This is a genomic window from Magnetospira sp. QH-2 (assembly GCF_000968135.1).
In the GTDB taxonomy this organism is placed as follows: domain Bacteria; phylum Pseudomonadota; class Alphaproteobacteria; order Rhodospirillales; family Magnetospiraceae; genus Magnetospira.
The window spans coordinates 2,246,293-2,260,020 of record NZ_FO538765.1 but is presented as its reverse complement, the minus strand read 5'-3'; the positions used below and the strand labels follow the sequence as shown (position 1 = coordinate 2,260,020).

The following is a 13,728-nucleotide window of genomic DNA, read 5'->3' as shown; positions in this document are numbered from 1 at the left end:
AAATGGCCGAAGACGACTCAGAAAAATCAGAAGAACCGACAGACCGAAAACTCAGTCGGGCCCGCGAAGAAGGCCAAACCGCATCGTCCCAGGAAATCAAAAGCTGGGGCATTTTGGCGGCCGGAACCCTATTGATGATGACCGTCGCCCCGGGCATGTTCGACGACATTAAGGAGGTCTTGCGGAAGTTCATCGAATCCTCTTCCAGCATTCCCCTTGATTTCCCCCATATCCATTTGATGCTGGTGCGCACGGGTCAGGAAGTCGTGGGAGCCGTTTGGCCGCTTTTCATCATTCTGGTTCTGGTTGCCTTGGCCGTGAATCTCGTCCAAACCGGTTTGATTTGGGCGCCGAAGAAGATCCAACCGAAGCTCAGCACCATTTCCCCCATCGCCGGGTTCAAGCGATTGTTCTCTTTGAAGGCGGTAATGGAACTGGTCAAGGGCGTGTTCAAGATCGGGGTGGTGACATTCGTATCGGTCATTTTCGTCGTGCCCATGGTGACCGATATGGCAGTCATTCCTTCCATGCCGTTGCCCATTCTATTGGACCGCCTGAAAGAACTGGCATTGACCATGCTTGGGGCGACGGTCGTGGTGACGGCTGTTATCGCGGCTCTGGACTATACTTTTCAGCGCTGGTCTTACCTGAAGGGGCTGCGCATGTCGCAGCAGGAGGTCAAAGACGAGCACAAACAGACCGAAGGCGATCCCAAGGTCAAATCCAAGATTCGCAGTCTGCGCATGCAGCGGGCGCGGGAACGAATGATGGCTGCGGTGCCGCAGGCAGACGTGGTGATTACCAACCCGACTCATTATTCGGTGGCCATGAAATACGATATGGAAGATATGGCCGCCCCCGTGGTGGTGGCCAAGGGAATCGACGAAGTTGCCTTGCGTATCAGGGAGGTAGCCGAGGAAAACGATGTGCCCTTGATAGAAAACGCGCCTTTGGCCCAGGCCCTGTATGCCACCGTGGAATTGGATGAGGAAGTGCCGCCCGAACATTACAAGGCTGTGGCTGAAGTTATCGGATATGTTATGAGAATGAAGGGAGCCCAGCCTGCGGCAGCGTCGGCGGAGGGACCTGTATCGTGAATGTGGTCCGCAAGGACGGGGGAAACGGTTTGGAGCAGAACGGCGGGGAAGAGGCAAAGACCTACCCCTGGTTGGAAGTGACACCCGAGGTGGTCGCTAAGGACAAAGCCCCGTCCCTATGGCCTTGGACCCTGGGGTTCATGATCTTGGGGTTGGCCGCGGCGGCGGTGCTGTTATATCCAGAACCCATTCTGGAGCAGGCGGGATACGAGCCCTCCGCGCGCAATACCTGGATGGCGGCGGCTATCCCCGGTGTGCTGGCCTTTGGGCTGTTGGCCCGAATCCTGGTGCTTGTGTCGGCCGGTCCTGTCTCCGACCCGTCTCGACCGTCGCCATCGGATCTTTTGCTGGCGGCCGCGGAGGCTGAGCGCGAAGGCTGGGGAGTGGTCGATCCGGAAGGGCGGATCTTGCATGCCAATTTGGCTTTCGAGCAATTGTTCCCCAGCAGCCGTCCCGAGGATGAAGATGATCCGGACGTTCCCATGGACACCGTGGCCGAAAGACTGGCTGCCGATGCCACATCGCTGGCCGCCTTCAATCGTCTGGCCGAAGGGATCGATGAAGGCCGGGCCGGGGAAACGGAAATGCGGGTGCGCGCGCCGGGCGGTGCCGTCGAAGGGCGACGACTGACAGTGACTCCTTTGCCGCCCGAGAGCGGTTTTCCGGGCTACGCCTTGTGGCGGGTTGCCCCCGTGCGGGAACGCCCAGCGCCGCCGGTTGAACTGGATACTGAAGACAGCGGCGCCCGAGCCCTGCGCCGAGACCTTTTGGACAATCTGCCGGTGGGGGTGTTTTCCATCGGCGATGATGGACGATTCCGCTACGTGAATTCCACCATGGCCGACTGGCTGGGGCGGCCGGTGCGGACGTTGTTGGAGGACCCCTCTGGCCTGGCGGGCTATATCTCCGAAGAATCCCTGGGGCAGCGCAGCTACGATGGCGAGCAAGGCGAAGGTCAGCATGGCGAAGTAACCCTGCAAGGTGCCACGGGTGACCGGTTCCAGATTTATCTGCATCAATCCAGCCGGGAGGCCGAGGACGGCAACTTCGTCTACAGCCGGTCGGTCGCTTTGAAGGATCTGGTGCCGCGCGGGTCCTTGCAGGCCAAAACCGTGGAAGCCAGCGACGACGAGGAAGCGGGTTTCGCTTTCCGCCATCTGCGCGAGGGTCAGCGGTGGCTGTTTCTGGATGCGCCGGTGGGCATTGTGCTCATTGATCACGGTGGACAGGTGCTCGACTGTAACCGGGCATTCCGCCGGTTGATCGGCCTGCATCGCGAGGCGGTGGTGGGCTGGCCTTTGTCGGATCGGATTGTTCGCGAGGACCAAGGCGACATGGCCGCGCAACTCTCCAAGCTGGTCATGGGAACCATGAAGGCGACCCATTTCGAAGTGCGCATGCCCGGCCTCAACGAACGGGAGGTTTCCGCGGCGGTCTATGCCAGCCAGATGGTCGATGCCGAGGGGGATCCTATGGGCGCGGTGCTGCATTTCATCGACACCACCGAGCAAAAAGTTCTGGAACAACAATTCAACCAGTCTCAGAAAATGCAGGCCGTTGGCCAGTTGGCCGGGGGCGTGGCGCATGATTTCAACAATTTGCTCACCGCCATGATCGGCTTCTGCGACTTGCTGCTGACCCGTCATGGGCCCGGCGATGCGTCGTTCAAAGACATCATGCAAATCAAACAAAACGCCAATCGGGCCACGGATCTGGTGCGTCAGCTGCTGGCGTTCTCCCGTCGTCAGACCTTGCAGCCCCGGCTGATGAACATCAACGACGGCCTGTCGGAACTGTCCAAGATGCTGCGGCGTCTGTTGGGCGAGACCATCGAGCTGGTGTTGGAACCCAGCGTGGCGCCGGCTCTGGTGCGGGTTGATCCGGGGCAGTTCGATCAGGTGGTGGTCAATTTGGTGGTCAATGCCCGCGACGCCATGCCCGGCGGCGGCAATCTGATCATCCGTACCAAGACGGTGGACTTCGACGAACCGGTGGCGCGCGGCCATGAGATCATGCCCGCCGGGCCCTATGTGGTGGTGGAAGTGGTGGATACCGGGACCGGTATCACCAAGGAAGATGTTGGGCGGATCTTCGAGCCGTTCTTCTCCACCAAGGAAGTGGGCAAGGGGACCGGCCTGGGACTCTCCACGGTCTATGGCATCGTTTGTCAGACCGCCGGGTTCATCTTTGTCGATTCAGCGCAAGGGGAGGGAACCTCCTTTATCATCTACCTGCCTCGTTTCGAGCCGGAAACCGAAGACGAACAACAACTGCTCGAAGCGCCTGTCGCCGGGTCCGGCGTGCCCCTGCGCCGCCGCATGGTGGAAGTGGAGGAAGCCGACCTGAGCGGGGTCGGACGGGTGTTACTGGTGGAGGATGAAGAAGCGGTGCGGTTGTTCGGGGCTCGGGCACTGAGCCTCAAGGGCTATGATGTGCTCGAAGCCGCCGACGGGGAGCAGGCATTGGAGATCGTCCAGGGACTGGACGAACCTTTGGATATGATTATCTCCGATGTGGTGATGCCGGGCATGGATGGTCAGACTCTGATCAAGCTGGTCCGCCACGAAATGCCGTCGGTCAAAACCATTCTCATTTCCGGCTATGCGGAAGACGCCATCCCCGAGGAAATCGGGCGCGACCCGAGCATTCACTTCCTGCCCAAGCCCTTCAGCCTCAAACAGCTGGCAGCCAAGGTCAAGGATGTGATGGAAGGCCCGGCGGCCGATTGATTCCCCTTTTTTGCGGCACCACAAGATTTCAATGGTTCTGAATAACACCCATAATAGGTGTGGAGAACGTTTTGCGAATAAGTGATCTAATATGCTGTAATTAAACAAAATAAAAGCCCTTTACAGAATGGAACAAAGACGGTACATTTGGTGTTAGCTTGCATCGCAATGAACCGCGTGAAATAAGGGGTCGATGACATGAGTCAGACAGCACTTCGCCTGGTGGATAAGGATACTATGGATAGAAATAAGGCATTGGAGGCCGCCGTCGCTCAGATTGAGCGGTCGTTCGGCAAGGGGTCGATCATGAAGCTCGGCCAGCGGCAAAGCGCGGTGGATATCGAGTCCATTTCGACCGGTTCACTGGGGCTGGATATCGCTTTGGGTATTGGCGGCTTGCCCAAAGGGCGGGTGGTCGAGATCTATGGGCCGGAAAGCTCTGGCAAAACGACCCTGGCCCTGCATGTGGTGGCCGAGTCGCAAAAGGCTGGCGGTACCTGTGCTTTTGTCGATGCGGAACATGCCATGGATCCGGGCTATGCGCGCAAATTGGGCGTGAATCTGGATGACCTGCTGATTTCCCAGCCGGATGCCGGGGAACAGGCGCTGGAGATCGCCGATACCCTGGTGCGTTCCGGTGCCGTGGACGTGTTGGTGATCGATTCTGTGGCTGCCTTGGTGCCCCGGGCGGAATTGGAAGGCGAGATGGGCGATACCCATGTGGGTTTGCAGGCCCGCCTGATGAGTCAGGCGTTGCGCAAGTTGACCGCCTCGGTGGCGCGCTCCAATACCCTGATCATCTTCATCAACCAGATCCGCATGAAGATCGGCGTGATGTTCGGCAATCCGGAAACCACCACCGGCGGCAATGCTTTGAAATTCTACGCCTCGGTTCGCCTGGAAATCCGCCGCACCGGCCAAATCAAGGACCGGGACGAAGTGGTGGGCAACTCAACCCGGGTCAAGGTGGTCAAGAACAAGGTCGCGCCACCGTTCAAGCAGGCCGAGTTCGACATCATGTATGGCGAAGGCTTCTCCAAAAACGGCGAACTGCTGGACCTGGGCGTCAAGGCGGGAATCGTCGAGAAATCCGGCTCCTGGTTCTCCTACGGCGATCAACGCATTGGCCAGGGCCGCGAGAATGCCAAGGGCTTCCTGCGCGACAATCCGGAAATCGCCGACGAGGTCGAAACCGCCATCCGCCAGTCGGCGGGCATCCTGTCGGAAGCCATGATGGCCGGTCCGGGCGAGATGGATGCCGACAAAGAGACCGACGAGCCTCCGGCGGCGGAGTAGGGCGCTCGAAATCGGTCAGGCTTGTGACCTGGATGCGGGGGGCTTGGCTCCCCGTTTTCCATTTTGGCTATTCTTTTGGATCCGAGGGGGCCGGGCGGGCATTTGCCCGCTTTAGCTTCAACCCCTTCGGCTTGGCCTTTTCCGGATTGGCGGTCTTGAACTTTCCGAACAGCACACAGCCTTTCATGGCCGGGTCGCAGGGGTGGCCATGGACCTTGGTGCATTGGCCTTTGTATTCGTGCGGACAGCCCCAACCGCTGCTCATGGGATGACCTCCTTGATGTCGGAATTCGGCCATATTGGTCGGATCGGGGCCCAGGGGCAAGGTCCGGTCCGCTGGACAGGTCTTCGCGGGCGCGGTAAAAGCGTTTCCTGCTTTTCGAAACATTGAGGCTTTGCCGGGATTCCGCCATGCAGACCGCCAACGATATCCGCCGCACGTTCCTTGAGTTCTTTCATAAGAACGGTCACGAGATCGTCGACTCCAGCCCCCTTGTGCCGCTCAACGATCCAACGTTGATGTTCACCAACGCGGGCATGGTACAGTTCAAGAATGTGTTCACCGGCAATGAATCCCGGCCCTATTCCACGGCGACCACCTCGCAGAAATGCGTGCGGGCCGGGGGCAAGCATAACGATCTGGAAAATGTCGGGCGCACGGCCCGCCACCATACCTTCTTCGAGATGCTGGGCAATTTCTCCTTTGGTGACTATTTCAAGGACCGGGCCATCGAACTGGCCTGGAATCTGGTGACCAAGGAATATGGCCTGCCCGCTGAAAAGCTGTTGGTCACGGTCTATGCCGAGGATGATCAGGCCTTCGACCTGTGGAAGAAGATCGCCGGGCTATCGGACAGCAAGATCATCCGTATTCCCACTTCCGACAACTTCTGGGCCATGGGTGATACCGGCCCTTGCGGCCCCTGTTCCGAGATTTTTTACGATCACGGCGATCATATTCCCGGGGGGCCTCCCGGTTCGCCGGACGAGGACGGCGACCGATTCATCGAAATCTGGAATCTGGTGTTCATGCAGTACGAACAGATCACGGCGGACGACCGTCAGGATCTGCCGCGTCCCTCCATCGACACCGGCATGGGTCTGGAGCGCATCGCCGCCTTGCTTCAAGGCACCCACGACAATTACAATGTGGACCTGCTACGGGCCTTGATAGAGGCCTCGGCGGAAGCCTCGAACACCGACCCCGACGGGGATCACAAGATTTCCCACCGGGTCATTGCCGATCATCTGCGGGCCTGTTCGTTTCTCATCGCCGATGGGGTGCTGCCCTCCAACGAGGGGCGCGGCTATGTATTGCGCCGGATCATGCGGCGGGCCATGCGTCATGCCCACATGATGGGCGCGACCGACCCGTTGCTATGGCGTCTGGTTCCGGCCCTGACCGCCAAAATGGGCCAGGCCTTTCCGGAACTGAACAGGGCGCAGCCGTTGATCGAAGAGACCATGAAGTTGGAGGAAACCCGCTTTAAGAAGTTGCTCGATCGCGGCCTCGGCCTGCTGGACGAGGAAACCAGGGGCATGGAGACGGGCGCCGAACTGTCCGGCGAGGTCGCTTTCAAGCTCTATGATACCTATGGCTTCCCTCTGGATCTGACTCAGGACGCCCTCAAGCCGCGCGGTATCGCCGTGGACGAGGCCGGATTCGATTCGGCCATGGAAAGGCAAAAAGCCGAAGCCCGTGCTGCCTGGTCAGGCTCCGGTGATGCCGCCACCGACAAGATCTGGTTCGAGACCCGCGAGGAAATCGGTGCCACCGAGTTCCTGGGCTATAAGAATGAAAGCGCCGAAGGCGTGGTTACCGCGCTGGTGGTGGATGGCGCCCGAGTGACGGTGGCCGAAGTCGGAACCGAGGTGGCCATCGTGGTCAACCAAACGCCCTTTTATGGCGAATCCGGCGGCCAGATGGGCGATCATGGGGTGATCGAGTTGGCCGGTGGTGGCCGCGTGCAGGTCACCGATTGCCAGAAAAAGCTCGGCGATATGCATGTGCATATGGGCACTGTCGCGGAAGGCCGGGTGGCGGTGGGCGATGATGTGCGTCTGACGGTGGATGCGGTCCGTCGTGCCGCTTTGCGGGCCAATCATTCGGCGACCCATCTGTTGCACGAGGCCCTTCGCCGCCGTCTGGGCGATCATGTGACCCAGAAAGGCTCCATGGTGTCCGGCGATCGATTGCGCTTCGATGTCAGCCATCCCAAACCGGTGGCCAACGAGGAAATGGCCGAGGTGGAGAGCTGGGTCAATGATCAGGTACGCCGCAATGCCGACGTGGTGACCCGCCTGATGACCCCCGATGAAGCCATTGAGCAGGGTGCCATGGCGCTGTTTGGCGAGAAATATGGCGACGAGGTTCGCGTTGTTTCCATGGGCGCCGACGCCGATGGCTCTGTCTATTCGACGGAACTCTGCGGCGGTACTCATGTGCGCCGTACGGGGGATATCGGCCTGTTCAAGGTGGTTTCCGAGGGCGCCGTGGCCGCCGGGGTGCGCCGGGTGGAGGCGCTGACCGGCGCGGCCGCTGTGGCCCATATGGAAGAACAAGAAGCCCTGTTGCTGCAAACCGCCGCTTTGTTGAGAGTGGCGCCAGGCGATGTGGCGGGCCGCGTCGAGACCCTGGTCGAGGACCGGCGGCGCTTGGAAAAGGAAATCACTGACCTGCGCAAGAAGCTGGCCACGGGCGGGGCGTCCGGGGGCGGCGGCGGCGACAGCAAGGATGTGGGCGGCATTGCCTTTGCCCCGCGCCTGTTGGATGGGGTCCCGGCCAAGGAACTCAAGGGTATGGCCGACGAGGTGAAGAAGCAGATCGGTTCCGGCGTGGTGGCCCTGGTGGCCGCCAATGACGGCAAGGCATCCCTGGTGGTCGCGGTTAGTGACGACCTGACTGGCAAGATCAGTGCCGTGGATCTGGTGCGCGCCGGATCGGCGGCGGTGGGCGGCAAGGGCGGTGGCGGTCGCCCGGATATGGCCCAGGCGGGCGGGCCCGACGGATCCAAGGGAGGCGAAGCTTTGGCGGCTATCGAAGCCGCCCTGGCCGCAACCTGATGCGAAAGGCCCTGACCGAGCGGTCTCCCGAGGGCTTTTTGATTTTGGTCTCCATCGCCATGCCGTTGGCTTTTGCCACCTGGATGGCCTTGCTGAATAATTTCACCATCGAGCAAGCGCAATTCACCGGGCGCGAGATCGGCATCTTGCAGTCCTTGCGCGAAATTCCCGGGTTTCTCTCTTTCGGCGTGGTGTTCGTGCTGCTGATCCTGCGAGAACAACGGTTGGCCTTGGTGTCGCTGTTGCTGCTTGGCATCGGCACGGCCATGACCGGTTATTTTCCGACCGAATACGGGCTCTATGCCACCACGGTATTGATGTCCATCGGCTTTCATTATTTCGAGACCGTGCGCCAGTCCCTGACCCTGCAATGGATCGGCAAGGAACGGGCGCCGGTGGTCATGGGGCGGTTGATGTCGGTGGCATCCCTGGCCACGCTGATGGCTTTCGGATTGATCTATCTGGCGGTGGATTTCGGTGGCCTGCCGATGCAGTGGGTCTATCTGCTGGGCGGCGGCGCGACCCTTGTTGTCACCCTGTTGGCCTGGGTCTGGTTCCCGAAATTCCCCGAGGCGGTGGAGCAACACAAAACGCTGATCCTGCGGCGGCGCTATTGGCTCTTTTACGCCCTGACCTTCATGTCCGGCGCCCGGCGCCAAATTTTCGTGGTGTTCGCCGGATTCCTGATGGTCGAGAAGTTCGGCTTCACGGTCGCCGAGATGACCCTCATGCTGCTGGCCAACCATGCCCTGAACACGATTATCGCGCCGAAGATCGGCAAGTTCATCGCCCATTGGGGAGAACGCCGGGCGTTGATCTTGGAATACACCGGGCTGGCCTGCGTGTTTACCGCTTATGCCTTTGTGGATACGGCCTGGATTGCGGTGGGGCTCTATGTGATCGACCACCTGTTTTTCGCCATGGTTATCGCCATCAAGACCTATTTCCAAAAGATTGCCGATCCGGCGGACATGGCTTCCACCGCCGGGGTCAGCTTCTCCATCAATCATATCGCGGCGGTGGTGATCCCCGCCACCTTCGGTCTGATCTGGCTGGTCTCGCCCAGCTATGTGTTCTTGATCGGCGCCGGGATGGCGGTTTTGTCCCTGGGGCTGTCATTGCTGGTTCCAGCGTTGCCGAAACCCGGTCACGAGGTGATCTGGCAAAAGGAAAAGCCGGCCCCTGAAGCGGGACCGGCCCAATAACCCCTTAAGGGGTGTCTTGTCCTTATTTGACGTCGGCGGCGACACGCAGGGTGATGATGCGGTCGGGATTGCGCACCTTGCCGTTGGCGTGGCTGGCGCCCTTCTTGATGTTGTCGACGAATTCCATGCCCGAGGAAACCTGCCCCCAGACGGTGTACTGGCCGTCCAGGTGACCGGCGCGCCCAAGGCAGATGAACCATTGGGAATCGGCGCTGTTGGGATTGGAACTGCGGGCCATGCCGATCGTCCCGCGCTCGAAAGAGGCGTCGGAGAATTCAGCGGCCAACTTAACCCCGGAACCGCCGGTGCCGTCACCACTGGGGTCGCCGGTCTGGGCCATGAAGCCGCGGATCACCCGGTGGAAGGTGAGGTTGTCATAAAAGTTTTGGCGCACCAGCTCCTTGATGCGGGCCACATGGCGCGGCGCGAGATCGGGGCGCAGGTCGATGGTGACCTTGCCGTCGCGCAGTTCAAGAATCAGGGTGTTTTCGGGATCGGCGGCGGTGGCGTCCTGGGTCAATGTCAGGGCTCCCATCATTAGCATGGCAATGGCAAACAGGCGGAAAAAACGGTTCAGCATGGTCCTCACTCGATTGTTCGGGACTGGATCGATACGGGAAGCGACCTTACCCGCCCAGCGGGGGGAAAGGCAATTATCCTTTGTCCTCGCCGCCGACACCCATCATGGTTTGGGCAAGTGTCCGCAGCTTTTCCTTTTGTTCCGGGGAAAGCTCGTTGAATACATCTTGGCGCTTGTTGCGGATTTTCTTGGCCTGGGCGATCAGGTTGCTGCGGCTTTCCTGGGCCTTTTGACCGCCTTGGGCGCGCAATTGAGCGATTTGCGTTTCCCGATCCACGAGTCCAACGCTGCGCAGGCGGCGGGCGATATCCTGGCGGGCCCGCACCTTGCGCAATTCGCGGCGGGCTTCCTTTTCCATGAATAGACTAAGCAGGGCGTCGCTGAGAAAGGCCATAACCGAGGACAATCCGTTGGGGGCAGAGCAGTGTATCAAGCCGCAACCCTATGGCGCCAGGAGTGAATTTTTAGTGATGATGGGAAAACTTATGGCGAAATGGACCGTTTGCTTCTATACCTCGGGCCATCATGAGAAGAAAACGCCAAGCCAAAATCCTCGCCACCCTGGGGCCGACGACCTCAACTCGTCCCCGTCTTCAGGAACTGATTGATGCCGGAGCGGATGTGTTCCGGCTCAATTTCAGCCATGGCAGCTATGAGGATCATCAACGCCGCTATGACCTGCTGCGCCAGGCCGAGCAAGAAAACAACCGCCCCATTTCCATCTTGATGGACTTGCAGGGACCGAAGCTGCGTGTCGGCAAGTTCGGCCACGGCGCCGTTCGGTTGCAGACCGGCTCGCCATTCCGTCTCGACCTGCTGCCGGAACCGGGCAACCAGCGCCGTGTCATGCTGCCGCATCCGGAAATCTTCGAGGTTTTGAAAGAAGGCCATGATTTGCTGCTGGATGACGGCAAGGTTCGCCTGCGGGTCATGCATAGGGGCGACGACTTCGTCGATACCCAGGTGATTACGCCGGGCGAGCTGTCAGACAACAAAGGGGTGAATGTCCCCGATGCCATGCTGAACCTGTCGGCGCTGACCGACAAGGATCGCAAGGATCTGGACTATGGCTTGAAGATGGGCGTGGATTGGGTGGCGCTGAGCTTCGTGCAAAAGCCCGAGGATATTGCCGAGGTGCGCAAGATCGTCGCGGGTCGTGCCGCCGTCATGGCAAAGTTGGAAAAGCCCACGGCCATTGAATACCTGGACGAAATCATTGATCTGTCCGATGGATTGATGATCGCCCGTGGCGACCTGGGCGTGGAATTTCCGCCAGAGGAAGTCCCGGCCTTGCAAAAACAGATCATCCGCGCCTGCCGCAAAGCGGGCAAGCCGGTGGTGGTGGCCACACAGATGCTCGATTCCATGGTCCGTGCTCCGGCACCGACCCGGGCCGAGGCTTCGGATGTGGCCACGGCGGTCTATGACGGCGCCGACGCCATGATGCTGTCGGCTGAAACCGCGGTGGGTGACTACCCGGTGGAATCGGTGAGTATGATGGATCGTATTATCCAGCGGGTGGAACGGGATCATTACAAACCCGGCCATGTGCACCGCGACCATTCCGCACCCGAAGCCACCGCCGCCGATGCCATCAGCGCGGCCGCCGCCCAGGTGGCCCGGACCATTACCGCCTCGGCGATTGTCAGCTTTACCTTTTCCGGTTCCACCGCTTTGCGCGCGGCCCGGGAACGGCCCGAAGCGCCGATCTTGGGGCTGACACCCAATGTCACCGTGGCGCGCCGGTTGGCACTTGTCTGGGGCATCCATCCGGTGCTAACGGCGGATATCCTCAATCTGAAAGAGATGATCCAGAAGTCGGTGTCCATCGCAAAGGACGAAGGTTTCGCCGAGGCGGGCGAGCGTCTGGTGGTGATGGCCGGCATTCCCTTTGGCACGCCGGGCGCCACCAATACCCTGCATATTCCCTGGGTGGAGTAGGGGAGCCTTATCCGTACAGTCCCTCCAGCCGTGCGCCATAGACCTCGCGGATCACATGGCGGCGGATCTTCATGGTCGGAGTCATCTGGGAATTGTCGATCCCAAAGGGCTCGCGGGCCAGACAGAAGCGACGTACCTTCTCGATGTTTGAAAGCTGGGCGTTGACCCGGTCAAAGGCCGGGCGCAGGGCGTCGTGCAAATCCTCGTCGGCGGTGAGTTGTTTCAAGTCCGCCGGCTTGCCATTGGCACCAGCCCATGTTTTCAGCCAGTCCTCGTCGGGGACGATCAGCGCCACCAGATGCGGATGCTTGTCGCCATAGACCATGGCCTGGGCAATTTCCCGCTCCAAGGTCAAAAGACCCTCCACCCGTTGCGGCGAAATATTATCGCCACCGGAATTGACAATGATGTCCTTCTTTCGGTCGGTGATACGGATGTAGCAGTCCTCGTCTATTTCGCCGATGTCGCCCGTATGCAGCCAGCCGTCCTTGAGGGACTCGGCGGTGGCTTCATCATTGCGCCAATAGCCCTGCATGACCAAATCGCCGCGACAACAGATTTCCCCATCCTCGGCCAGACGGAAGTCGGTGCCCAGGACCACCGGACCGACGGTATCCATTTTCACTTTGCGCGGGCGGTTGACGCTGATCACCGGACCGGATTCGGTCAGCCCGTAGCCTTGCAGAATGCGCAGGCCCAGGGCGGTAAAGAATCGCCCGATGTCCGGATTGAGCGGCCCGCCACCGGACACCAAGGCCTTCAGGCGTCCGCCGAAGCTGGCCTTGACCTTGGACCGGACCAGTTTGTCCAGGATCTTGTCCAAGATCCACCCGATCGGACCCAGGGAGTCGCCCCGTTGTCGGGCCAGTCCCAGGGCAACGGTCTTGTGAAACAGCGTTTCCTTAAAGCCGCCGTTCTTTTCCACTCCGCGCATGATCTTTTGATGCATCATCTCATAAAGCCGGGGGACGGCGGTCATGATGGTCGGTTGCGCCTCGACCATGTTGCGGCCCAGATGCTCGACTCCCTCGGCGTAATAGATCTGCGCGCCGATGGCGACAGGGAAGTGCAGTCCGGCGGAATGCTCGTAGGAATGGGATAGGGGCAGGAACGAGAGAAAAACTTCATCGTCCAGACCCAGCTCCAGCAGCGCGTCGCGGGCACCCATGCAGTTATGCAAGATGGCCCGGTGGGCGGTCATGACCCCCTTGGGCAGACCGCCGGTGCCAGAGGTATAAATGATGCAGGCGGTATCCTCGGATGTCAGGGCGGCGACCCGGGCCGCCACGTCGAAATCCGAAGCGGTGCCTTCGGCAATCATACGATCCCAGCCGAGGACATCCACGGACAAGGATTGATCAATGACCGGCTCTTCCATGGCGACCACAAAGCGGGCATCGGGCGCCTGATGGGCGGCGGGAAGCACGCGCTCCGCCAGGCGGCGGGTGGAGACGATGACCCCTTTGGCGCCGCTGTTGGTCAGGATATGCAAATGATCGTCGACCGTGTTGGTCACATAGGCCGGGGTGGTGATGCCTCCGGCGGCCATGATGGCGATATCGGCAATCAGCCATTCCGGGCGATTTTCAGCCGCCAGCATCACGCGATCACCATCCCCGATTCCATGGGCGCGCAGGGAACGGGCCAGGGATTCGGCGTGATGGGCGCATTCACCCCAGGTCAGCGCCACATAGACACCGTCCTGCTTTCCCCATAGGAAGGGTTTATCGGCCAGGCGTTGCGCCTGATCAAAGAACATGGCCGCTAGATTGGGCCAGGGATAGGTGGCCATTTCTTTGCTCTCCCCCGAATGTGCA

The 13,728-nt window shown here is 60.3% G+C and carries 10 protein-coding genes; 6 read left to right on the top strand and 4 right to left on the bottom strand.

Annotated elements, in window-relative coordinates; all coding sequences use genetic code 11:
* The first annotated feature begins 2 nt into the window (after positions 1 to 2).
* From flhB to recA, 3 genes are all read left to right on the top strand, one after another.
* Positions 3 to 1,097, top strand: a complete 1,095-nt coding sequence (gene flhB, locus MGMAQ_RS10660) for a flagellar biosynthesis protein FlhB (RefSeq protein WP_046021533.1) — start codon at positions 3 to 5, stop codon at positions 1,095 to 1,097.
* Entirely contained in the window at positions 1,094 to 3,826 is a 2,733-nt protein-coding gene (locus MGMAQ_RS10655; RefSeq protein WP_052716315.1) for a PAS domain-containing sensor histidine kinase, read from the top strand. The genes flhB and MGMAQ_RS10655 overlap by 4 nt, the downstream gene beginning before the upstream one ends.
* Before the next feature lie 198 nt (positions 3,827 to 4,024).
* On the top strand, positions 4,025 to 5,122 hold the full coding sequence (gene recA, locus MGMAQ_RS10650) for a recombinase RecA (protein ID WP_046021532.1): 1,098 nt from the start codon (positions 4,025 to 4,027) through the stop codon (positions 5,120 to 5,122).
* Between the two features lie 67 nt (positions 5,123 to 5,189).
* On the opposite strand, the gene MGMAQ_RS10645 is transcribed toward recA, so the two are convergent.
* The gene (locus MGMAQ_RS10645) at positions 5,190 to 5,387 is read right to left on the bottom strand and encodes a hypothetical protein (RefSeq protein WP_046023215.1); all 198 of its coding nucleotides are present in this window, start codon (positions 5,385 to 5,387) and stop codon (positions 5,190 to 5,192) included.
* A gap of 146 nt (positions 5,388 to 5,533) precedes the next feature.
* On the opposite strand from MGMAQ_RS10645, the gene alaS reads away from it, so the two are divergent.
* Complete coding sequence (gene alaS, locus MGMAQ_RS10640) at positions 5,534 to 8,185, top strand: alanine--tRNA ligase (protein ID WP_046021531.1); 2,652 nt, start codon at positions 5,534 to 5,536, stop codon at positions 8,183 to 8,185.
* Positions 8,185 to 9,390 (top strand): MFS transporter, encoded by a 1,206-nt coding sequence (locus tag MGMAQ_RS10635; protein WP_046021530.1) that lies wholly within the window; start codon positions 8,185 to 8,187, stop codon positions 9,388 to 9,390. Before alaS ends, MGMAQ_RS10635 begins: the two co-directional genes overlap by 1 nt.
* A 22-nt stretch (positions 9,391 to 9,412) precedes the next feature.
* On the opposite strand, the gene MGMAQ_RS10630 is transcribed toward MGMAQ_RS10635, so the two are convergent.
* Both MGMAQ_RS10630 and MGMAQ_RS10625 read right to left on the bottom strand, forming a co-directional pair.
* Positions 9,413 to 9,970, bottom strand: a complete 558-nt coding sequence (locus MGMAQ_RS10630) for a peptidylprolyl isomerase (protein ID WP_046021529.1) — start codon at positions 9,968 to 9,970, stop codon at positions 9,413 to 9,415.
* Positions 9,971 to 10,043: 73 nt separating this feature from the next.
* Positions 10,044 to 10,364, bottom strand: coding sequence for a hypothetical protein (locus tag MGMAQ_RS10625; RefSeq protein ID WP_046021528.1), 321 nt, complete (start codon positions 10,362 to 10,364; stop codon positions 10,044 to 10,046).
* 131 nt (positions 10,365 to 10,495) lie between these two features.
* On the opposite strand from MGMAQ_RS10625, the gene pyk reads away from it, so the two are divergent.
* Positions 10,496 to 11,911, top strand: a complete 1,416-nt coding sequence (gene pyk / locus MGMAQ_RS10620) for a pyruvate kinase (RefSeq protein WP_046021527.1) — start codon at positions 10,496 to 10,498, stop codon at positions 11,909 to 11,911.
* Positions 11,912 to 11,918: 7 nt separating this feature from the next.
* Here pyk and MGMAQ_RS10615 read toward each other — a convergent pair whose 3' ends face one another.
* Entirely contained in the window at positions 11,919 to 13,703 is a 1,785-nt protein-coding gene (locus MGMAQ_RS10615; protein WP_046021526.1) for a long-chain fatty acid--CoA ligase, read from the bottom strand.
* Between the last annotated feature and the right edge of the window lie 25 nt (positions 13,704 to 13,728).

What these genes read in the sequence shown, in the direction of transcription:
- flhB (WP_046021533.1), top strand. Translation starts at nt 3, where the DNA reads ATGGCCGAAGACGACTCAGAAAAATCAGAAGAACCGACAGACCGAAAA.
- MGMAQ_RS10635 (WP_046021530.1), top strand. Translation starts at nt 8,185, where the DNA reads ATGCGAAAGGCCCTGACCGAGCGGTCTCCCGAGGGCTTTTTGATTTTG.
- MGMAQ_RS10625 (WP_046021528.1), bottom strand. Translation starts at nt 10,364, where the DNA reads ATGGCCTTTCTCAGCGACGCCCTGCTTAGTCTATTCATGGAAAAGGAA.
- alaS (WP_046021531.1), top strand. Translation starts at nt 5,534, where the DNA reads ATGCAGACCGCCAACGATATCCGCCGCACGTTCCTTGAGTTCTTTCAT.
- MGMAQ_RS10630 (WP_046021529.1), bottom strand. Translation starts at nt 9,970, where the DNA reads ATGCTGAACCGTTTTTTCCGCCTGTTTGCCATTGCCATGCTAATGATG.
- MGMAQ_RS10645 (WP_046023215.1), bottom strand. Translation starts at nt 5,387, where the DNA reads ATGAGCAGCGGTTGGGGCTGTCCGCACGAATACAAAGGCCAATGCACC.
- recA (WP_046021532.1), top strand. Translation starts at nt 4,025, where the DNA reads ATGAGTCAGACAGCACTTCGCCTGGTGGATAAGGATACTATGGATAGA.
- MGMAQ_RS10615 (WP_046021526.1), bottom strand. Translation starts at nt 13,703, where the DNA reads ATGGCCACCTATCCCTGGCCCAATCTAGCGGCCATGTTCTTTGATCAG.
- pyk (WP_046021527.1), top strand. Translation starts at nt 10,496, where the DNA reads ATGAGAAGAAAACGCCAAGCCAAAATCCTCGCCACCCTGGGGCCGACG.